The following is a 21399-nucleotide window of genomic DNA, read 5'->3' as shown; positions in this document are numbered from 1 at the left end:
CATCTTTATCCTTTAATGAGTCTTTACCATCATTACTGTTATCTATGCCATCCCATTGTCACTCCGAAGGAGTCTAAACAAAGTTCTTCCATAGAATTACGATAGCAGAAAGATTATTCCTAGTAATAAAAATGCTTCGACTCAGCTCAGCATGACACTGCTAAAGGGAATTCTATAAGGAATCAGGATTTTAAAACTTCCAACTGATATTTCCTGATTCATAATCCTGAAATTCACAATCTTGTAACATATTCCTGTGCAAGCCGGAAACTGGAACCGAATTATTCAAATTTCAAGAACCCAAATTGGGTTATCTCTATTTTTAATTAAATTTCACTGTTCGAGGAAAAATCAGTATTTTAGAGCAGCGTTATCCGAAAAGCTTAAATAGAGTAGGAAACAATTAAAACTAAAATAACTATGAAAAATCTAGTGAAGATTTCAAGAGAGAGTTTAAAATCACTTAAAGGGAGTGGAGGACCTGCATGTCTGGAAGAACTGCAGTTTAGAATGTGTTATCCTCCAGGATGGCCTAATGGTATTTGTTTGAGCTATTATCAGTGCTGCATGAAACTTGGTGGGCCTGTAGAATTTTGTAAAGAAGAATATGGGAAGTAGGATACGTTCTACTTTTACAATATAAATAAAAAATCGGCTATTTCAGAATTGAGATAGCCGATTTTCTTATCTTATCTATAAATAGATCATACCTGTATTACTCCTAAGTTGAATTTCTCAGTGATAGGAGAGTGATTTGCTGCCTCAATTCCCATAGAAATCCATTTTCTTGTATCTGCTGGGTTGATAATGGCATCTGTCCATAATCTTGCAGCAGCATAAGTAGATTCTGTTTGTTTCTGATACTTCTTTGAAATGGTATCCAAAATTTCGTTGTGCTCTTCTTCGGAAATCTCTTTTCCTTGTTTTTTTAAGGTTGATTCCTGGATCTGAGCTAATACTTTTGCTGCCTGTGCACCGCCCATTACAGCCAAATCTGCCCAAGGCCATGCAACAATTAATCTAGGGTCATAAGCTTTTCCACACATTGCGTAATTTCCTGCTCCATAAGAGTTACCTGTAATGATGGTGAATTTAGGAACTACAGAATTAGAAACAGCATTTACCATTTTAGCACCATCTTTGATGATTCCGCCATGTTCTGATTTTGAGCCTACCATGAATCCGGTAACATCCTGTAAGAAGATCAATGGTATTTTTCTTTGATTGCAGTTGGCAATGAATCGGGTAGCTTTATCCGCTGAGTCAGAGTAAATCACTCCCCCAAACTGCATTTCTCCTTTTCCACTTTTAACCAGCTTTCTCTGATTGGCTACAATTCCTACAGACCAGCCATCAACTCTTGCTGTTGCGCAGATAATACTTTTACCGTAATCTGGCTTATATTCATCATATTCGGAGTTATCTACAATGCATTTGATAATTTCGTAGGTATCATATTGCTCGGCTCTTGAAACCGGCATTATTCCAAAAATATTTTCAGGATTTTCTTTTGGCGGGAAGCTTTCTATTCTGTCAAAGCCTGCTTTTTCAGTACTTCCGATAGATTTCATGATGGTTTTGATTCTATTCAGAGCATCTTTATCATCTTTCGCTTTATAATCTGTTACACCAGAAATAGAACAATGTGTAGTAGCTCCACCTAATGTTTCATTATCTATACTTTCTCCGATCGCTGCCTTTACCAGATAACTTCCGGCAAGGAAAATAGAACCTGTTTTATCCACAATCATAGCTTCATCACTCATGATTGGCAGATAAGCTCCTCCAGCTACACAACTGCCCATAACGGCAGAAATCTGGATGATTCCCATAGAGCTCATTTTAGCATTATTTCTGAAAATTCTTCCAAAATGCTCTTTATCCGGGAAAATTTCATCCTGCATAGGCAGATAAACGCCTGCAGAGTCTACCAGATAAATAATTGGTAATTTGTTTTCCATGGCTATTTCCTGTGCTCTCAGATTTTTCTTTCCAGTGATAGGAAACCAAGCACCTGCTTTTACAGATGCATCATTCGCAACAACAATACACTGTCTTCCGGAAACGTAGCCAATAACTACTACAACTCCTCCGCTAGGGCATCCACCGTGCTCTTTGTACATTTCATATCCTGCAAATGCTCCTACTTCTATGGAATCTGAATCTTTATCGAGAAGATAATCTATTCTTTCTCTTGCTGTCATTTTTCCTTCATCACGAAGCTTTTGAAGCCTCTTCTCACCGCCTCCTTTTTTGATCTCAGTGAGTAAGCGATTTATTTCAGATAATTTTAATCTGTTCTGATCTTCTCGTTTATTGAATTCGATGTCCATAAAATTTTCAATTTTTTACGCTTAAAGATACTATTTTTATGAGGAATATGAATTGGAAGTAAAACAGATGTTTAATTATTTGGTTTTTAGTAAATTGTGAAATTTTTAACTAAAAAATACTTTCAAATAATTTATATTTTTTCTAACTTTACATAAGAGTAATGGAGGGTGATAACCTCTGAAAATTACTCTGTTCCTAGTTTATTTTTTTAATAGTTTATTATTTGAAGGCCCTGAAAGTTTAACACATTTTCAGGGTTTTTTTATTGCTTTATGGTCTGTTAGTAATACTTTCTATATTCTACAATATTCAGGTCGGTAAGATGATTCTTGTGTTTTTGGTATTTTTTGGCAGGAATAAAACCTAGTTTTTCAGGAATTTTTCTGCTGGCTGTATTTTCTTCATCTACAGGATATACAATATATTTAAAAGTAAAATTTATTTCCAGGAATTTTAAGAGGGCGGTTATAATTTCGGTTCCGAATCCTTTCCCTTGAGAATTTTTTTTTAACCAAAGTCCAAGCTCAACAGATTCTTCTGTTATATTATGAATACCGCAGCATCCTGTAAAATCACCATTAGTGTCCAGAGCAACCATTACCAGATCTGTGTTCTGTAACAAGGTTCTTTTTGATTCATTAACAAAGTTGATTATATCCTGTCTATTCCCTTGTGGGTTAAAAGGCATATACCGAGTCACCTCCTGTGTAAAATGCTCAAAAATATCATCTATGTGTATGAGTTCAACAGGTTGTAATGTCAGATGTTCTGTTTTGATTTCAATATTTGAACTTAATATCATATGGTGGTTTTTTAATCTTTTTATTAAATTAATAGAAAAGGTCCTGAATTAAGAGGAAAGCTATTAAAAACTTTATTTATCATCTTTTTATTAATGTAAATTTAAATTTTTTTGTAAGATTTATAAAAGCGTATTTGTAAATTTGCACGTTAAAAATTCAAAGAAGATAGGTTATGCATAAATTGGCACTTTTCAGGTTGCACTTAATAGTATTTTTGTGGGGGTTTACTGCAATTTTAGGAAAATTGATTCAGGCCAATGCACAGATTCTGGTATTTTACAGAATGTTGTTTGCTTCCATTTTTCTTTTTGTATTTATCAGAGTTTTTAAAAAGGAAAGTATAAAGGTTTCCAAAAAAATATTCTTTCAGCTGGCAGCCATAGGTTTTGCAATGGCGCTTCATTGGTACTGCTTTTTTTATTCTATTAAAGTTTCCAATGTTTCTATTGCACTAAGCTGTCTTTCTTTATCTACTCTTTTTGCTTCAATTCTGGAGCCTATTATTTTCAAAAGGAAGATTGATATTTCTGAAGTAGTCATGGGAACTGTTATCGTTGCATGTATCCTGCTGATCTTTAAAACAGAATTTCATTTTAAAGAAGGTATTATTTATGGAATCCTGTGTGCAGTATTTGGAACTATTTTTTCTGTTTTTAATGGTAAAATGTTTGGTAAAACGAGCTCAGGAAATATTATTTTTTATGAAATTTTCTGTGGTTGGTTTATTTTAATGTTATTTTATCTGCTTTCAGGTCAAATTTTTCAGATGAATGAAATAAACTACAGGGATCTGGCGTTAATATGCTTGTTAGCAAGTGTTTTTACTGCTTTCCCAATGTTGGAATCGGTGAATTTAATGAAATATATATCACCTTTTACTTTAATTTTAACAGTTAATTTAGAACCAGTCTACGGAATTATACTAGCTTTTTTTATCTTTGGGGAATCAGAACATATGAGCCCTATATTTTATATCGCTTCAGGTGTTATGATACTGGCAATCATTGCAAATGGATTAATAAAAGCCAGAAAAACTAAAAACTTAAACTAAGCATCAAATTTATATGATGAAAAAATATTTTTTACTTGCATTTTCACTGCTGTTTGGGCTGTCTCAATCTCAGATTATCAGGAAATATTCCAATGAATTCTTAAACATCGGAGCAGGAGCAAGAGGTCTTGCAATGGGAGGAGCTGTAATCACCAATCAGGATGATGTATATTCTCCTATGTGGAACCCTGCAGGTTTGATGTCCATTGAAAGAGACTGGCAAGGGGCAGCAATGCACGCAGAATACTTTGAGTCTATTGCAAAATATGACTATCTGGCGTATGCAAAAGTATTGGAAGAAGGTGTTTTTGGTGTTTCGGTAGTAAGACTTGGAGTAGACAATATTTTGAATACCACCCAAATGATCGACTCTGAAGGGAATATAGATTATGATAAAATCACCAAGTTTTCCCAGTCCGATTATGCAGCTATCCTTTCTTATGCATTCAGACCTGGAGGAAATCCTAAACTGGATGTAGGGGTGAACGCTAAAATTGTATACAGAAATGTAGGTAAATTTGCAAACGGTTATGGTTTTGGTTTTGATGTTGGAGCTATTTATAAAGCAGATAACGGATGGAAGTTCGGGGGAATGGTGAGAGATATTACCACTACTGTAAACTTCTGGACAATTAATCAGAAAGAACTTTCAACTGTGGTGAACGGAGAAGAGTTCAACCCGGCTCCGAAAGACAAACTGGAACTTACAATGCCTAAGCTGAACGTAGGTGCCAGTAAATTATTTGAAATTAATAGTAGTGTGTATGTATTGCCGGAAGCAGGTATCAATGTAGATTTTGCTAAAACTGCTTCATTGATTTCCACAGATTTTGCCAGTATTAGTCCTTATGCAGGAGCTGAATTGGGGTATCAGAAGATGATTTTTGTGAGATTGGGGATCAACAGATTCCAATCCATTACAGATATAGAAGACCTTAAAAGAAAAGTTTCTTTCCAGCCAAGTGCAGGTCTTGGAATCAGATACAGAGGGCTTACACTGGATTATGCGATTACGAATTCAGGGATAGGTGGATCTAATTTCTATTCCAATTTCTTCTCATTGAAGCTGGATATGGGAGCATTCAGAAACGATTAAAATAATTAAAATGAAAAAGGTATCAACATTTTTGTTGGCGGTATGCTCAACAATGATTTTTGCACAAAAAGTTTCAGACTATAAATATGTCGCAGTTCCTGAAAAATTTGAAACTTTCAGTGAAGAGTATGGATTAAAAAACCTTTTCACAAAAACCTTAGCAGGGAAAAAATATATATCACTTCCAGTAATTAAAGATAACTGGCCTGCTGAAGCTAAAAATAACTATTGTAATGTAGTTACAGTTGATATTTTAAAGGATAAAAGTTTGTTTAAAAATAAACTGATTGTCCAATTTAAAGACTGTAACAATAAGATGATTATGGAATCCAAAGGGAGTTCAAATATCAAAGATTTTGAAGAAGGCTTTCATGACGCTTTGAAGCAGGCTTTAGCAACTGTACCTGTATCCAATCCTGTAGAATTATTACCTGTAGCTACTAATGTTACTGCTACTACTAATACTATAACTACAACAACCCAGAATTCATCTCCTGAATCCGTTGCAACTACGGTAACTTCTGAAGCGAATAACTTTTCGAACGGAAAAATAAACCTTCAGAAAATACAGATTGATCCTAGCCAGTTTATTTTGGCTAGGTCTGGAAGCTCTGTTCCATTTGCAGTTTTTAAAGCAACTTCTAAGGATTCTGTTTTCATTGTAAAACTTGCTGACGGAAATACGACTGTCGGATATTTTGAAAATGGAAATATTGTAATCGATATTCCGCAGACAGACGGAAAATATACCAAAGAAATTTTTACAGCTAAATAACCAAAAAAACTAAAAAACTATCCTTAATTCATTTCTATGGGTTAAGGATAAACTCTTATCATAATGAGAAAAATCTATATTTCGATACTGACAGCCATGTCAGTGTTTTCGAGTGCACAAACTATTTTGAACACCAAATTACAGGAATTCAATTTCGGCGGTTCAAGTGATCCTACCAATTTTATCAAATTCAATGATCGCATCATCTTTCCCGCAACAAGATTTACTGAAGAAGGAAGAGAGCTATGGAGTTTTGATCCTGCTACCCAAAAATCAACTTTATTGAAGGATATCTTTCCTGCATACAGTGTAGGGATATCAGGAAATCCTAATTTTATGAAGCTGAATAATAAAATATATTTTATTGCTGTTCAGAGCAACAGTTCATCCAACAATCAACTTTGGGTAACAGATGGAACCACTGCCGGAACTTCAAAAGTAAAAGATCTGAATTTTGAGTTTGCTGTAGAAACAGCTGCAGCAGCCGGAAATAATATTTTCTTTTATCACCATAATGAACTTTGGGTTTACAATATAACTACAGACAACCTGCAGCTCTTGAAAACATTTCAGTATTCTTCCGGAGATATGAATATGTATGTCATGAATGGTACATTGTTCATTGCCGCAAATGATGGGGTGCATGGTAAAGAAATATGGAAGTCGGATGGAACTATTGCCGGAACATCTATTTTAAAAGATATTGTTCCTAATACATCTGGAAGTATCAATGGAGATTTTAAAGCATTGGCTTTTAATAATAAGCTTTATTTTGTTGCTAATTTAGGTACAGGAACTGCGGGGTATGAGTTATATGAGACAGATGGAACAGAGGCGGGAACAGTATCAATAAAATCCATAGGTAATCCTTTATTTGACGGAGCTGCAACAGACAATTATTTTGTTTTTACAGGATTTGATGCTGCCAATGGATATGAGCCGTGGGTTTCTGATGGAACAGCAGCAGGAACTCATTTGTTAAAAAATCTTACGCCTGGAGCAACAAGTTCTATGGCGATGAAAAAATTTGCAAAGCTTAATAATAAAATATATTTTGAAAGCGGAGCTAATGGAGTTAATTCCGCATATGGCAATTATATCTGGGAAACCGATGGTACAGAAGCAGGAACAGTTCTGTTCAATACCCATGCGGATGCTTTGATGTACGGGACGAGTTCAGATGGCAAACATTTAATTCTTACCATGGCCAATTACGGAAGCAGATATTGGGTAACGAATGGAAATTCTTCTCAGAGTTTTGAGATTACAGGACTGGGAATGCCTTATAATAATAGCTTTATAGACCTGAATTCTAAGATTTACCTTACAGGAAATACCCCAAAATATGGCACAGAAGTATTTTCAGTAGATCCGATTACACAGGAAGTCGCATTAGCTTCTGATATCAATAGGGTTGAAAGTTCTAATCCTCATGCTTATCAGCCTTTGAACAATGATCTCATTTTTATTGCTGCAGACAGACAGTACAACAGCCAGATTTATAAAAGAAATAAAAATACACAACAGATAGAAAGACTCTCTAACTTTGGGGGGAACTCATTTGTTGGAATGTATACAGAAGCTAATGATAATTTCATTAAAGTTGGAAACTACCTTTATACCGCTGAAGGGGCTTACAGAACAGACGGAACAATAGCTAATACCATAAAAATCTCATCTCCGGATATTTCCAGTAGAGTGATATATACCAGTTTGAATGATAATACCTTGCTTTTTGCAGGATATAACAATCTGGTAGGAACAGAACTTTGGAAAGTGGATAATACAGCTAATACTGTTACTTTAATAAAGGATATTTCTGCTGATAATATGGGAAGTCTTTATACTGTAGATTCTAAAACAGCAGTATTGAATGGCTTCGCTTATTTTATTGCAAAAGAAAACGGAAAATTAGGAATTTGGAAAACAGATGCCACTGAAGCCAATACCTTAAAAACAATCCAGTTCTCTTATCAGGATGGAACAGATGGTGATATAAAAGTTTTAAATGCTTTTAACAATAAACTATTCTTTACAAAACAACAGGAAAATACATCCAGTAATTATAGTTCCGGGCAAAATGAACTTTGGGCTTCAAATGGAGATCAGGCATCCGCTGTATTATTAAAATCTTACGCTGTACCTTATGGCTCTTCCAGTATTTCAAGAGAAACAGCAATATTTAATGATAAACTGTTTTACATTACTTCCGGGTACCCTTCTCCAGCATTAAATTCAACAGATGGAACAGCTGCCGGAACAGAAGAAATTTTAGCAGGAAATTTTTATGGAGACGTTAAGTTTAAAAAATGTGGAAATCAGTTATTTTTTACCAATAATAACAGTACACAGCTTTGGAAAACAGATGGTACTGCAAATGGTACGTCGAAATTATCCCAAAACTTTTCTTCCGTAAAAGATATGATATGTACCAACAATTATCTTTATTTCCTGAATGGAGATTCCCAAAAAGTATGGAAAAGTGACGGAGCATCCGTATCTCCTTTAGATATCTTTGTTACCAACGACGACAATCAGCTGCTTGCTAATGAAAATATTCAGAAAATAGGAACAGATGGTGAAAAACTATATCTGACAATTTCTACAAAAGAACATGGAAGTGAGCTGTATGAAACAACAGATCCATTGCCGGTTTATCTAGCAACCAGTGAAACCCCTAAGACCGTAAATAAAAACGGAAATATAGATCTGCAGATTTATCCTAACCCTGTTTCAGAGTATTTTTCCATTAAATTGAAGGATAGCTATCAGGTTGAAACAATAAAGATTTTTGATGCTTCCGGGAAATTAGTGAAAAATATACCCTATAATAATGATAATATTAAGGTTGCAGAACTATCATCAGGAATATATTTCGTGAAGATAAAGACAAGTAAAGGAGATTATCTCGGTAAGATCATAAAGAAATAATAAATATAAAAGGCTCTTGAAAAAAAGAGCCTTTTATAATATATATGTTGATGTGTTTTTCATAGTCTCAAAAAATTGAAATAGTATTTATGATGTGATTTTAATAAAAAAAGTGGTCATGCGGTTTTTATAAAATCACTTAATCTCCTATATAGGTAAATAGAATGTGTGAAAAACTTATAAAATTTGAATGATTTACATAATATTATTGGTATTAGTTGATAATACTAATTTATGAAAAAAATACAAATAATACTATTATTTGATAAAATATTTATCAAAATATAAATTTCTTTATTGTATTTCCTTTTACTTTGAAAAATTGTTGATTTTTTATCCCATTCTGATGAAATAGGAAATGATGGTGAAATCCTATGAAAAGTACATTTTAGTTGTGAAAACTTATCGGCTTATACCACAAGGGAATTAATTAGCATTAAAAAACTCCCAAATCACCTTAGCCTTACTTTTCCCTAAAATTTCTTCCAAAGTTTCTAGATTGGCCTCTTTGATACGTTTTACAGACTTTAATTTAGATAAAAGAAGTTCAATAGTTTTCTCTCCAACCCCCGGAATTTCTTCCAGCTCAGATTTTATAGTAGAATTTTTCCTTCTGGTTCTGTGATGTTTTACTCCAAATCGGTGAGCTTCATCACGCACGCGCTGAAGGATTTTCAATGTTTCGGATTTTTTATCCAGATATAAAGGAATAGGATCCTCCGGAAAGAAAATTTCTTCCAGTCTTTTGGCGATTCCCACAATGGTAATTTTTCCGTAAAGTCCCAATAATCTAAGACTTTTCACCGCAGAGGATAGCTGCCCCTTTCCTCCGTCTATCAGAATAAGTTGTGGAAGACTTTCTCCCTCATCAAGCATTCTTTTATAACGGCGGTAGATCACTTCTTCCATCGTTGCAAAATCATTAGGTCCTTCCACTGTTTTAGGGTGGAAAATTCTGTAATCTGCCTTGCTTGGTTTGCCATCTTTGAAAACAACACAGGCAGACACAGGATTGGTTCCCTGAATGTTTGAGTTGTCAAAACCTTCAATATGCCTTGGCTCTACGGGCATTCTCAGAAGTTTCTGCATCTCGGCCATAATTCTGTTGGTATGCCTTTCAGGATCTACAATCTGAACCTGTTTCAGCTTTTCCAGACGATATTCTTTAGCATTCTTCTCAGAAAGCTCTACAATTCTTTTTTTATCTCCTACTTTAGGAACAATCAGCTTTACATTAGGAATTTCTACAGACAAATGAAATGGTAAAAGAACTTCTTTAGAATCTGAAGAAAACTTTTGGCGAATCTCAATCAAAGCTTCCTCCATGATATCTTCATCTGTTTCTTCAAGAATTTTTTTGATCTCTGTAGTAAAACTCTGGATGATATTTCCGTTTCTGATTTTGAAGAAATTCACATAGGCTGCAGTTTCATCACTAGTCATCCCGAAAACATCCACATCATCAATATTGGGATTCACTACCGTATTTTTAGCCTGATAATCTTCCAGAATATCCAGTCTTTCCTTAATGATCTGTGCTTCTTCAAACTGAAGATTGGAAGCCATTTTCATCATTTGATTCACCAGATAATCTTTAGCTTTCCGGAAGTCACCCTTGATGATCCCACGAATAGCATCTATCTTTTCATCATAATCTTCCTTGCTTTCAAGGTCTTCACACGGACCTTCGCAGTTTTTGATATGATATTCCAGGCATACTTTATATTTTCCGTCCGCTATTTTGGAAGGTGAAAGATTCAGATTACAGGTTCTGAGCTTGTAAATATGTTTGATAGTATCCAGTAAGATCTTTGCAGGACGTACTTTTGCGTAAGGACCATAATATTCTGATCCGTCTTTAATCACATTTCTCGTCAGGAAAATTCTTGGAAAATCTTCATTTTTGATGCAAATCCAAGGGTAGGTTTTATCATCTTTCAACATGACATTGTAAAACGGCTGATGTTCTTTAATCAGATTATTTTCTAATAAAAGTGCATCATATTCGCTGTTTACAATGGTTGTTTCCAGTCGCTGGATTTTACCGACCATTATTTTGATCCTGTATCCGGAAAGGTTTTTGTTGAAATAGGAGAGAACCCTCTTTTTCAGGTTTTTAGCTTTCCCAACATACAAAAGCTGTTCGTTTTTATCATAATAACGATAAACGCCTGGTTCGGATGGTAAGGTTTTGAGCTGTAGTTCTAAAGAAGGATTCATACAACAAAATTAAGGAAACTTTCCCTATTTAAAAAAGAAAAACCTGCAGATGATTCTACAGGTTCCGGTATTTTGATTGTTTATTTTTATCCGTGGTTCATTTCAGTATATTGGTAGATTAGAAAGCTTAAATAGTTCCATTCTACAGAGTTCTTTGGATATTTTTTCATGAATTCGGGGTTGTCTCCAAATAAAAAGTCATAGTTGTCTTCAAAATCATCTTTGTGAAGCCACATTACCTTATTGCCCTTTCTTACATAATAGGATTTGATAATGCCACCACCAAATGCAGGAGCACCTACAAAGCCTGTAGTTGCTGTTTCTGATGCAAACGGGTCATGATAAACAGAAATAAGCTCATTAAATTCAGGGTTGATAACCTGCATTAAAAAAGCTCTGGGCTCTTTCTTGTTCTTTAAAGAAACAATCTGGTTTTCATACAGAACAGCATCATCGGTTACTGATTTACTATACTTTTTGGTACTGTAATTTCTCATGTTTGATATGAATTTCGCAGCTTTCATAGATTTTTCAGTCTCTGTAGGATATAGATACATTTCAGCAATATCTGCTGCAGTAAATTTCATAGGTTTTTTTGTATCTACATCTTCGATTGTGATAGAAAGAATTTGTCCTTTTTGTCTTTCCCATGATTTACTGTAGCCCTGATGTTCGGTGTTATCCTTTAAAATAATGGTGGAAACTTTTTTATCTGTTGCTGTATTGAAACCTTCGTTAAACAGATAACGGTTCATTTCTTTTCTTTCTTCCTTAGAATATTTTACTTTCTGTGCAAAAGCAGTAGTACCTGCAACGCATAAAGCAAGCAGTAGAGTTTTCATTCTCATGTATATTGGTTTTAATTTTCGGGGCTAAAAGTAATAAATTAATTTACTTCTTTTTATAAAAATCTATAAGATTGAAATTTAGTTTTTCCAATTATTGTTAAATGCGTAATTTTAAGAAAATTTTTTAGAAATGATATACGGAGTAGATGTTTTTACTTTCCATGATGTTCTGGAAATCTGTAAAAAGCCAAATAAAGCGAAGCTGAACAAAGCTGCAAAAGAACAAATTTTAAAATCTCAGAAAAACGTACAGAAAATAGTAGAGTCCGACAGATGTGTATATGGAATCAACACAGGATTCGGACCATTATGTGATACCAAAATATCAGCTGATGAAACTGCTCAGTTACAGTATAATCTGATTATTTCTCACGCAGTCGGAGTTGGAAAGCCCATTGATAAAGAGTTTTCAAAGATCATGATGATTGCTAAAGTTCATGCCCTTTCAAAAGGATTTTCCGGAGTTTCTCTGGAAGTTATTGAAAGAATGATCCTGATGCTGGAAAAAGACATCATCCCGGTAGTTCCTGAACAAGGATCTGTAGGAGCTTCAGGAGATCTTGCCCCACTGGCACATTTAGTATTGCCTTTGCTTGGTTTAGGACAGGTTTGGGAAGGAGATCAGATTTTCGAAACAATGGATATTCTGAAGAAACATGACCTTGAACCATTAGCTTTAGGACCAAAAGAAGGATTGGGATTAATTAATGGAACTCAGTTTATCCTTGCTCACGCAATCAAAGGACTTGAAAAGTTTGAATATTTACTAGATCTTGCGGATATGACTGCTGCGATGAGTATTGAAGCCTACAGAGGTTCTGAAAGTCCTTTCAAGAAAGAACTTCACGAGATCAGACCTTTTGAAGGCAGTAAAAAAGTAGCTGCAAGAATGGTTAAGCTTCTGAAAGGTTCCCAAAATATGAAAGCTCATGAAGACTGTGAGAGAGTTCAGGATCCTTATTCCATGAGATGTGTACCACAGGTTCACGGAGCCAGCAGAAATGCTTTTGAACATCTTAAAGGTATGGCTGAAACAGAACTGAATTCTGTGACAGACAACCCGATTGTATTAAGTGCTGAAGAATCTATCTCTGGAGGAAATTTCCACGGACAACTGATGGCATTGCCATTAGACTATGCTACATTGGCTGCAGCAGAATTGGGTAATATTTCAGACAGAAGAAGTTATTTATTATTAGAAGGAAAATATGGGCTTCCAAGATTATTGACGGAAAGCTCAGGATTAAATTCAGGATTTATGATTCCTCAGTATACTTCAGCAGCTTTGGTGACAGAGAATAAAACATTATGTTTCCCTGCATCAGCAGATTCCATTCCTACAAGTTTAGGTCAGGAAGATCATGTTTCTATGGGAAGTATTTCAGGAAGAAAATTCAATCAGGTTCTTGGGAATCTTGTGAATATTCTGTCTGTTGAATTGATGTTTGCAGCTCAGGGACTAGAATTCAGAAGACCTGCAAAATGCTCTAAAGTAATTGAAGAAAACTTCACAATTCTTCGTTCTAAAGTTGCCAAGCTGGAAGATGACAGGCTGATCGGTAAAGATATGCTTGCAATTGCAGAATTGATTAACGAAAGAAAATTTGTTGTCAACTAATCTAAAATAAAACAAAGGCTTCCGAAAGGGAGCTTTTTTGTTTCTACTAATCTTTAAATCCTTCAATTTATTAAATCTTTAAATTAAAATGCACATCCTCAGAACAGATTCCTCCAACACAGATTTTCAAAACCTTGTAAAATCCCTCGATGCCACTTTGTCTGAGCATAATGGTGAGAACGATGATTTCTTCGCTCAGTTCAATACCATTGATACTATTAAAAACTGTATTGTAGCTTACGTAGGTGATATTCCGGCGGCATGTGGAGCTTTCAAACCGTTTTCAAAAGATACCGTAGAAATAAAAAGAATGTTTACCAATCCGGAATTCAGAAAGAAAGGGCTGGGTTCTGCCATTGTAAAAGAACTTGAAAACTGGGCTGTAGAATTGAACTTTAAAAAAGCAGTATTGGAAACATCTCAGGATCTGAAAAGTGCGATCTCCGTATATGAGAGACAAGGATTTCACAGAATCCCTAATTATGGACAATATATTGGCGTAGAGCAAAGTGTGTGTTACGAAAAAGTATTTTAATTAATATTCATGTAATGCTAAATTCATTTTTTTTAAATTTTTAATTCCCGGCAAAGTGTTATATTGTGGCTCCAACCAAAATTATAACATATGAAAAAAACTGTATTCCTACTGGCAATATTTTTTGCTTTAAACTCGTGTTCCAGAGAAGAACTTCAGAACGAAAATGTGAAAACTGAAATGACTCAGAAAGATCCACTGACTGCCAAGCAGATCAATGAAAGGATCAATCAGGCTATTAAAACAGATGGCACTTTCAACTGGAAGAATGAATCCGATCATTTCGTGTGGAGTGCTATTTTTCGCGGAAACAAAATGGTATCTATCGGTTTTGGAGCTTCTAAAGATGATTTCGACAGAAGTAAATCTCCAAACAGCAGTGATATGGAGAAAGAAGTTCTTTCAGTTATCAGAAAATATGAAGAAAAAGAGGAGAGAAATTTCCTTCTTCTTTCAGATCAATATCTTAATCAGATGGATGTTGTGATTGAAAAAGAAGAAACCATTGCTGCTCTTCGACAAATGAAAAACATCCGATATGTAGAGCCGGCAGACTATCATTATTTTGAATTTGAAGCTCAATACAATGCGGCTGCGAAATCTTCAGGAAGCGGTTCTTCTGGATGTGGCTTTTCATCAGCAACATTAAATACTGCAGACTATACGTCTACAACACCAAGTGCAAAAATTCCATGGGCTTTCGCAAAACACAATATTCCTGATGCATGGAGCTATAGTACCGGTGCAGGTGTTACCATAGGACTTATTGACACAGGAGTTTCTCCTGAACAGACTTTATTGGGAGGAAGTTTTAATAATGGTGCTTCTTCAGGAAGAACCATCAGTAAATACGGAGTGTATAATTCAGACGGATCTGGTGATCAGTGCGGACACGGAACAAAAATGGCTTCCGTAATGGCTGCTCCAAGAAATACTTCAGGATTACCGGTAGGAGTAGCTTATAATGCCAATCTGATTGCTTACAGAGCCGCAGAAAATGTTGTCCTGGAAACTTCCAGTGAGCAGACTGCTGTAAAAACAGCATTTACAGATCTGGGGAATAATACCAGTGTAAAGATCATCTCTATGTCGATGGGACACATTTTCTCCGTTGGAAAAATAGAAGACGGTGTTAAGTATGCCTACTCTAAAGGAAAATTAATCTTCTGTGCCGGAGGTACTTCTACCAGCTTCACCAATTTTGTTGGGGTAATTTTCCCTGCATCAATGTCAGAAACTCAGGCTATAACAGGAGTAAAAGAGAATACATCCAACCAAAAATGTGATGTCTGCCACTCAGGAAGCCAGATCGACTTTACTTTCCAGATGGAGAGACCATCAGGAAATACCGTTCCTGTATTGAGCTATTATAACGGACAGGCAGATTATGTGGGTGGTTCTTCAGTAGCTACAGCGGCTACAGCAGGAATTGCAGCTTTGGTTTGGGCTAAAAACCCATCATGGACGAGAGAGCAGGTACTTAATAAAATGAGACAGTCTGCAACGTACTATCCTAACGTAAATTCAAGCTACGGCTATGGAAACATCAATGTTCTGAAAGCAGTACAATAAATAATCATTTCATAAAAAGAAAAGGAAATATCTCAGCTGAGGTATTTCCTTTTTTATTTTTAATATCAATTTACCCAATCCTTACACTCGTCATACTCAATGATCCGCCAATAAGCTCATCATTGAATAAAGTAAGTTTTTCAGACTGATCTTTCAGCCCTAATGTATACAATAAAGGCAGATAATGATCAGGAGTAGGAACAGCGTATTGTAAGAAAGTTCCCTGTTTCTGATAATCAATAATATTCTGAAAATTACCGTCAAGAAGCCAGTTGTTGGTTTTCTCCCGGGCTTCCACTGCCCAGTCCCAGCCGGCTCCTACTGTATTTATATTTTTCCAGTCGATGAGACGGAGATTATGTACAATATTTCCGCTTCCGATGATGAGGATACCCTTTTCACGGAGCTTATTCAACCTTTTGGCAAGGTCGTAATGATACTGTGGAGGCTTTGTATGATCAATGCTTAGCTGGATCACCGGAATATCTGCATCAGGATACATATGTTTGATCACTGACCATGCACCATGATCCAGCCCCCAGCTGTGATCTTCTTCCACATCTACAGGAAGAAGTAATTCTGCGGTTTCTTTAGCGAGTTCCGGACTTCCCGGAGCAGGATACTGCACATCAAAAAGTGCTTTTGGAAAACCATAAAAATCATGAATGGTTTTTGGCATATCCATAGCCGTTACAAAAGTTCCGTCAGTATACCAATGGGCAGAAATACAAAGAATTGCATTGGGCTTTGGGATTTCTGAAGCAGCTTTTCGAAAACCCTGTACAAATTGATTCTCTTCAATGGCATTCATTGGTGAACCATGTCCAAGAAATAAAACAGGCATTCTCTGTGTGCTTTTGAAACCGTCGCTTATGTTTTGAAGATCGTTGAGGTTCATAAATATTGAAGATTATAAAAAAATAAAAGGTCCAAGGCTTTTAGAAAATCCCTGAACCTTTTGTAATATATGTTATTTACTATGCCTGTTTTACAAACTGTAATTCACCGGCTACTTTTACATCATCACTCACCATTACACCTCCTGCTTCAAGAGCGGCATTCCAGTTTAATCCAAAGTCTTTTCTGCTGATTTTTCCTTCAAAAGAGAAACCTGCTTTTGTATTTCCCCACGGATCTACGTTGATTCCTCCGAAATCTACATCAAGCGTTACAGGTTTTGTAATTCCATTGATGGTAAGATTTCCAACAATAGAATTGTTTAATGCCTGAGATTCAAAAGTGATAGTAGGATGTACTTCAGCATTGAAGAACTCTGCAGACTTTAAGTGGTTATCTCTGTCTGTATTGTTAGTGAATACAGAATCTGTCTGGATAGTAGCAGTAGTTTTTGCATTTGCAAAGAATTCGTCTTCAGATTCAATTTCTGCATTGAAAGTTCTGAAACTTCCTTTTACGTTAGAGATCATCATGTGTTTTACTTTGAAAGTAATTTCACTATGCGTAGGGTCTAAAATCCATTTTGTTGCCATTGTATTTTGTATTTTTTGTTTGTTATTAATGATGCAAATTTAGGATAGAGAGCATATACAAGTCATTGATATAGGATAAGAAATGAGATTTTTTTGTTAATAGTCAATTTTGATTCGCAAGAGAATAGTGAATGCCTATCAGTTTCCAATAATCAAAAATTGACAAGTTCAACGGATTACCTATTCACAATTCGCTCCTTTAATACCTTTAAAAATTCTACTATTAAGTTAAGGAATAATTTCTTTTTGTGAATGAATTCCATTTTATGAATGTTTTAATTTAACATTTCTTAACGAATGGTTTTTATTTCTTATTTTTGGTGGATTCAATTTTATACAATGAAATTACATAAATTTTCTTTATTGATGCTGGTTTTAGGCAGTTCAGCATTTGCCCAGACCCAAAAGTTTACTATGGCGGAGGCTGTAAATGGAATGAGAACCAACCTTGCCGTGAAAAATATTTCCCAGTTTTCATGGGCTGCAGACGGAAAATCTTATATCCAGGCAGTAAAAGGAGGCTATCTGATAACAGATTTGAAAACGAACAAACAGGATACGCTGATCTCGTTGAGCCAACTGAACAGAAACCTTTCCAATGATAAGCTTAAAGCTGTTCCTTCAATTAAATTTACAGGAAATTCCAATGGATATTTTACTACAGGGGGCAAAATGTCGTGGATTGAAAAATCAGGAAACGACTGGAAAGTAAAGAATACAGCAACAATTGATCAGGATGCTGCCAATGTGAAAATGTTTGGTGATGGCCAGACTTTCGCTTTCACAGCAAAGAATAATCTATTTGTCAACAGAAACGGGAAAACCATTCCTGTAACCAACGAAACCAATGAAAATATCATCAGCGGACAGGCGGTTCATAGAAATGAATTCGGGATTGATACCGGAATTTTCCCTGCTCCGAACTCTGAAAGTGTAGCTTTCTATAAAATGGATCAGAGCATGGTAGCAGATTACCCAATCATCGACTGGTCTGTAACGCCTGCTGTAAATCACAATATCAAATACCCAATGGCTGGTCAGACTTCTCACCAGGTGACATTAGGAGTTTTCAATATTAAAACCCAAGCTACTACTTTTTTAAAAGTGGAAGGTGAAAAAGATCAATATCTAACGGCAATTACATGGAGCCCGGATTCAAAATACATATTTGTAGGGGTTCTGAACAGAGGTCAGAATCATATGAAAATGAATCAGTATGATGCTGGCACAGGAGAATTGGTAAAAACGTTATTTGAAGAAACAGATAGCAAATATGTGGAGCCACAGCATCCACTTACTTTCTTCCCGAATTCTAATACAGATTTCATCTGGCAGAGCCAGAGAACGGGGTACAATCACCTGTTCCACTATAGCCTTGAAAAAGGACTGGTAGCACAGATTACAAAAGGGGACTGGCTGGTAACTGATATTTTAGGATTCAATGAAAAGAAAAAGGAAATCTATTTTACTTCTACAAAAGAAACTCCTTTAGAAAGACATTTATATAGAATCAACTGGACAAATTTCAAGATGCAAAGACTGGATGATGCAGAAGGAATGCACATCGGAACATTGAGCAGTGACGGAAACTATCTGTATGATGCATACAGCAATGCAAATTCACCAAGAGTTGCCAATATTATCAATACAGCGAATTTAAAAACTACGAATATCCTTACTTCTGAAAATCCATTAAAAAATTATCAGAGACCGGAAATTAAAAACGTAGCATTAAAGGCAGATGACGGAACTCCTTTGTACGGAAAGATCATTCTTCCGACAAATTTTGATCCTAATAAAAAATATCCGACAATTGTTTATCTGTATAACGGACCACACTTGCAGCTGATCACAAATACTTTCCCTGCTTCAGGAAACCTTTGGTATGAATATATGGCTCAGAACGGGTATATCATTTTCACGATGGATGGAAGAGGTTCTTCTAACCGCGGGTTGAAGTTTGAGCAGGCGGTATTCAGAAATCTGGGGACAACAGAAATGAATGACCAAATGAAGGGAGTTGAGTACTTAAAGTCTCTTCCTTATGTAGATGGAGAAAAAATGGGAATCCATGGATGGAGCTTCGGAGGATTTATGACGACAAGTTTTATGCTTCGTAAGCCGGATGTATTCAAAGTAGGAGTAGCAGGAGGACCAGTAATCGACTGGAGTATGTATGAGATCATGTATGGTGAAAGATATATGGATACTCCGCAGGAGAATCCACAGGGATATGCAGCAGCTAATCTTTTGGATAAAGTACAGAACCTGAAAGGAAAATTACTGATGATCCATGGAGCGCAGGATGATGTAGTAGTATGGCAGCATTCTATTAAATTTATCAAGTCTGCTGTGGATAACGGGGTTCAGTTGGACTATTTTACGTATCCGGGACATCCGCATAATGTGATTGGGAAAGACAGAGTTCACCTGATGCAGAAAATAACAGATTATTTTGATTTGTATCTGAAGAAATAATAATACAATCCAGTCTAAAACCAGACTGGATTTTTGTTTTTTGCTAGTCTTTTTAGAAAACGCAAAGGCGCAAGATTATTGAATACTTTATGTTGTAAGACGCAAGGATTTTATCACAGATAAAATTTTATAGTCCTAATACTATAAGAACTAATCTTCACCTTCTCGTTTTCCAAAATTGAGCATTTTTCCTGATAAATCTTTGCTGAAAATCTTTGATTTTCTTGCGCCTTAAAACAGGATAAAGATAAAAAAAAGCTTGCGCCTTTGCGTTTTCCAACAAAAGCACTACTCATTTCTCTCAACACTTCCGATCTTAACAAACATCAATGCTTTTGATTTTTCTTAGTGGTATTTTTGTATCACTAAAATCAACAATATGGAATTAGGAATAGGAATGTTCGGGGATTTGGCTTTAGACCAATCTACCGGAAAATATAGAGATGCAGGAATTAAGATCCGTGAAATTCTGGATCAGGTAAAATTAATGGATGAGGTAGGAATTGATGTTTTCGCAATGGGAGAACATCACCGTCCGGATTATGCTGTTTCCTCACCGGAGATCGTTTTGGCAGCGGCAGCGAGTATTACAAAAAATATAAAACTGGCCAGTGGAGTGACTGTTTTAAGTTCTTCGGAGCCGGTAAAAGTATATGAAGATTTTTCAACACTGGATCTTATTTCAGATGGAAGAGCAGAAATATTCGTGGGACGTGGAAGTTTCATAGAGTCATTTCCGTTGTATGGTTATTCATTGAATGATTATGAACAGCTATTTGACGAAAAATTAGAATTATTACTAAAAATCAATTCTGAAGAAAATGTAAGCTGGTCAGGAAAACTTCGTGCTCCGATGGAAAACCAAACCGTATATCCAAGAGCAAAAAATGACGGAAAACTTTCAATCTGGAGAGCCGTTGGAGGAACTCCACAGTCTGTTTTAAGTGCAGCACAGCTTGGAATGCCTTTAGTGGTGGCTATCATTGGAGGAATGCCAATTCAGTTTAGAAATCTGATCGAATTCTACAAACAGGAATACCAAAAAGCGGGACATGATGTTTCGAAGATGCAGATTGCGGTTCATTCTCATACATTTGTGAGTGATGATCAGAAAGTGGTGGATGGATATTTCCATAACTATAAATCTCAGATGGACAGAATTGGGTCTTCCAGAGGATGGGCGCCTTACACAAAAGCACAGTATGATGGTGGAAGAAGCAAAGATGGAGCATTATTTATTGGAAGTCCGGCTGAAGTAGCAGATAAAATTGCTTATATGAAGGAGATTTTCGGGATTACCAGATTTATCGGGCATATGGATGTGGGAGATCCTGCACATGACGTGATGATGAAGTCTATTGAATTATTCGGAAAAGAAGTAAAACCTATTATAAAAGGACTGTAATAGGGAAGTTTACAGATATGACAAGGAGACCAGAAAAGGTCTCCTTTTTTTATTCTCTTATTTTTAAATATAATAAACAGTTAATCATTTATTAACATCGTAATCTTTTAAACTTCATTTCTTTACAGTGATGAAACAAAGCGATAGCTATTAATGATTGACCTGTCTATAATCCACATAATACAAACTTTGTATTGTACTGGTGACAAACTGTTTATTTCCACAGCCAGTTTGTTCAAAAAA

The 21399-nt window shown here is 35.7% G+C and carries 15 protein-coding genes; 9 read left to right on the top strand and 6 right to left on the bottom strand.

The genetic code is table 11. The annotated features are described in order from the left end of the window. Positions 1–704: 704 nt before the first annotated feature. On the bottom strand, positions 705–2333 hold the full coding sequence (locus ACM6F9_RS20365) for an acyl-CoA carboxylase subunit beta (protein ID WP_414847361.1): 1629 nt from the start codon (positions 2331–2333) through the stop codon (positions 705–707). A gap of 281 nt (positions 2334–2614) precedes the next feature. Then, positions 2615–3136 (bottom strand): GNAT family N-acetyltransferase, encoded by a 522-nt coding sequence (locus ACM6F9_RS20360; RefSeq protein ID WP_414847360.1) that lies wholly within the window; start codon positions 3134–3136, stop codon positions 2615–2617. 173 nt (positions 3137–3309) lie between these two features. On the opposite strand from ACM6F9_RS20360, the gene ACM6F9_RS20355 reads away from it, so the two are divergent. From ACM6F9_RS20355 to ACM6F9_RS20340, 4 genes are all read left to right on the top strand, one after another. Next, on the top strand, positions 3310–4188 hold the full coding sequence (locus tag ACM6F9_RS20355) for a DMT family transporter (RefSeq protein WP_414847359.1): 879 nt from the start codon (positions 3310–3312) through the stop codon (positions 4186–4188). A gap of 13 nt (positions 4189–4201) precedes the next feature. After that, entirely contained in the window at positions 4202–5284 is a 1083-nt protein-coding gene (locus tag ACM6F9_RS20350; protein ID WP_047428571.1) for a PorV/PorQ family protein, read from the top strand. Between the two features lie 10 nt (positions 5285–5294). Beyond that, the gene (locus tag ACM6F9_RS20345) at positions 5295–6059 is read left to right on the top strand and encodes a hypothetical protein (RefSeq protein WP_414847358.1); all 765 of its coding nucleotides are present in this window, start codon (positions 5295–5297) and stop codon (positions 6057–6059) included. 63 nt (positions 6060–6122) lie between these two features. Next, entirely contained in the window at positions 6123–8990 is a 2868-nt protein-coding gene (locus ACM6F9_RS20340) for a T9SS type A sorting domain-containing protein (RefSeq protein ID WP_414847357.1), read from the top strand. Between the two features lie 426 nt (positions 8991–9416). Here the strand turns inward: ACM6F9_RS20340 and uvrC are convergent, their stop codons facing one another. Both uvrC and ACM6F9_RS20330 read right to left on the bottom strand, forming a co-directional pair. Beyond that, positions 9417–11210, bottom strand: a complete 1794-nt coding sequence (gene uvrC / locus ACM6F9_RS20335; RefSeq protein WP_414847356.1) for an excinuclease ABC subunit UvrC — start codon at positions 11208–11210, stop codon at positions 9417–9419. A gap of 86 nt (positions 11211–11296) precedes the next feature. Continuing rightward, entirely contained in the window at positions 11297–12052 is a 756-nt protein-coding gene (locus ACM6F9_RS20330) for a hypothetical protein (RefSeq protein WP_414847355.1), read from the bottom strand. Positions 12053–12188: 136 nt separating this feature from the next. Here ACM6F9_RS20330 and hutH point away from each other — a divergent pair, with 136 nt between their 5' ends. From hutH to ACM6F9_RS20315, 3 genes are all read left to right on the top strand, one after another. Then, the gene (gene hutH, locus ACM6F9_RS20325) at positions 12189–13676 is read left to right on the top strand and encodes a histidine ammonia-lyase (protein ID WP_414847354.1); all 1488 of its coding nucleotides are present in this window, start codon (positions 12189–12191) and stop codon (positions 13674–13676) included. A gap of 88 nt (positions 13677–13764) precedes the next feature. Next, positions 13765–14211 (top strand): GNAT family N-acetyltransferase, encoded by a 447-nt coding sequence (locus ACM6F9_RS20320; RefSeq protein ID WP_414847353.1) that lies wholly within the window; start codon positions 13765–13767, stop codon positions 14209–14211. A 90-nt stretch (positions 14212–14301) separates the two neighbouring features. Beyond that, positions 14302–15783: a S8 family peptidase gene (locus ACM6F9_RS20315; RefSeq protein WP_414847352.1), complete on the top strand. Its 1482-nt coding sequence runs from the start codon at positions 14302–14304 to the stop codon at positions 15781–15783. A gap of 70 nt (positions 15784–15853) precedes the next feature. On the opposite strand, the gene ygiD is transcribed toward ACM6F9_RS20315, so the two are convergent. Together ygiD and ACM6F9_RS20305 are read right to left on the bottom strand one after the other, a co-directional pair. Then, positions 15854–16681 carry a 4,5-DOPA dioxygenase extradiol gene (ygiD, locus tag ACM6F9_RS20310; RefSeq protein ID WP_414847351.1) on the bottom strand — a complete coding sequence of 276 codons (828 nt, stop codon included), beginning with the start codon at positions 16679–16681 and terminating at the stop codon, positions 15854–15856. Positions 16682–16760: 79 nt separating this feature from the next. After that, positions 16761–17273, bottom strand: coding sequence for a YceI family protein (locus ACM6F9_RS20305; protein ID WP_129042148.1), 513 nt, complete (start codon positions 17271–17273; stop codon positions 16761–16763). Between the two features lie 339 nt (positions 17274–17612). Between ACM6F9_RS20305 and ACM6F9_RS20300 the strand changes: the two genes are divergently transcribed. Then, entirely contained in the window at positions 17613–19751 is a 2139-nt protein-coding gene (locus ACM6F9_RS20300; protein ID WP_414847350.1) for a DPP IV N-terminal domain-containing protein, read from the top strand. A gap of 379 nt (positions 19752–20130) precedes the next feature. Continuing rightward, a complete protein-coding gene (locus ACM6F9_RS20295) occupies positions 20131–21156 on the top strand; it encodes an LLM class flavin-dependent oxidoreductase (RefSeq protein WP_414847349.1) in 1026 nt (341 codons plus the stop codon). Positions 21157–21399 lie beyond the last annotated feature (243 nt).

Origin of the sequence: Chryseobacterium sp. IT-36CA2, from assembly GCF_949767875.1 — a bacterium.
Classification (GTDB): Bacteria; Bacteroidota; Bacteroidia; order Flavobacteriales; family Weeksellaceae; genus Chryseobacterium.
This window is presented reverse-complemented; position numbering and strand designations above follow the sequence as displayed.

Bases quoted from the DNA above. Each gene is read 5' to 3' on its own strand.
- ACM6F9_RS20365 (WP_414847361.1), bottom strand. From the start codon at position 2,333: ATGGACATCGAATTCAATAAACGAGAAGATCAGAACAGATTAAAATTA.
- ACM6F9_RS20360 (WP_414847360.1), bottom strand. From the start codon at position 3,136: ATGATATTAAGTTCAAATATTGAAATCAAAACAGAACATCTGACATTA.
- ACM6F9_RS20355 (WP_414847359.1), top strand. From the start codon at position 3,310: ATGCATAAATTGGCACTTTTCAGGTTGCACTTAATAGTATTTTTGTGG.
- ACM6F9_RS20350 (WP_047428571.1), top strand. From the start codon at position 4,202: ATGATGAAAAAATATTTTTTACTTGCATTTTCACTGCTGTTTGGGCTG.
- ACM6F9_RS20345 (WP_414847358.1), top strand. From the start codon at position 5,295: ATGAAAAAGGTATCAACATTTTTGTTGGCGGTATGCTCAACAATGATT.
- ACM6F9_RS20340 (WP_414847357.1), top strand. From the start codon at position 6,123: ATGAGAAAAATCTATATTTCGATACTGACAGCCATGTCAGTGTTTTCG.
- uvrC (WP_414847356.1), bottom strand. From the start codon at position 11,210: ATGAATCCTTCTTTAGAACTACAGCTCAAAACCTTACCATCCGAACCA.
- ACM6F9_RS20330 (WP_414847355.1), bottom strand. From the start codon at position 12,052: ATGAAAACTCTACTGCTTGCTTTATGCGTTGCAGGTACTACTGCTTTT.
- hutH (WP_414847354.1), top strand. From the start codon at position 12,189: ATGATATACGGAGTAGATGTTTTTACTTTCCATGATGTTCTGGAAATC.
- ACM6F9_RS20320 (WP_414847353.1), top strand. From the start codon at position 13,765: ATGCACATCCTCAGAACAGATTCCTCCAACACAGATTTTCAAAACCTT.
- ACM6F9_RS20315 (WP_414847352.1), top strand. From the start codon at position 14,302: ATGAAAAAAACTGTATTCCTACTGGCAATATTTTTTGCTTTAAACTCG.
- ygiD (WP_414847351.1), bottom strand. From the start codon at position 16,681: ATGAACCTCAACGATCTTCAAAACATAAGCGACGGTTTCAAAAGCACA.
- ACM6F9_RS20305 (WP_129042148.1), bottom strand. From the start codon at position 17,273: ATGGCAACAAAATGGATTTTAGACCCTACGCATAGTGAAATTACTTTC.
- ACM6F9_RS20300 (WP_414847350.1), top strand. From the start codon at position 17,613: ATGAAATTACATAAATTTTCTTTATTGATGCTGGTTTTAGGCAGTTCA.
- ACM6F9_RS20295 (WP_414847349.1), top strand. From the start codon at position 20,131: ATGGAATTAGGAATAGGAATGTTCGGGGATTTGGCTTTAGACCAATCT.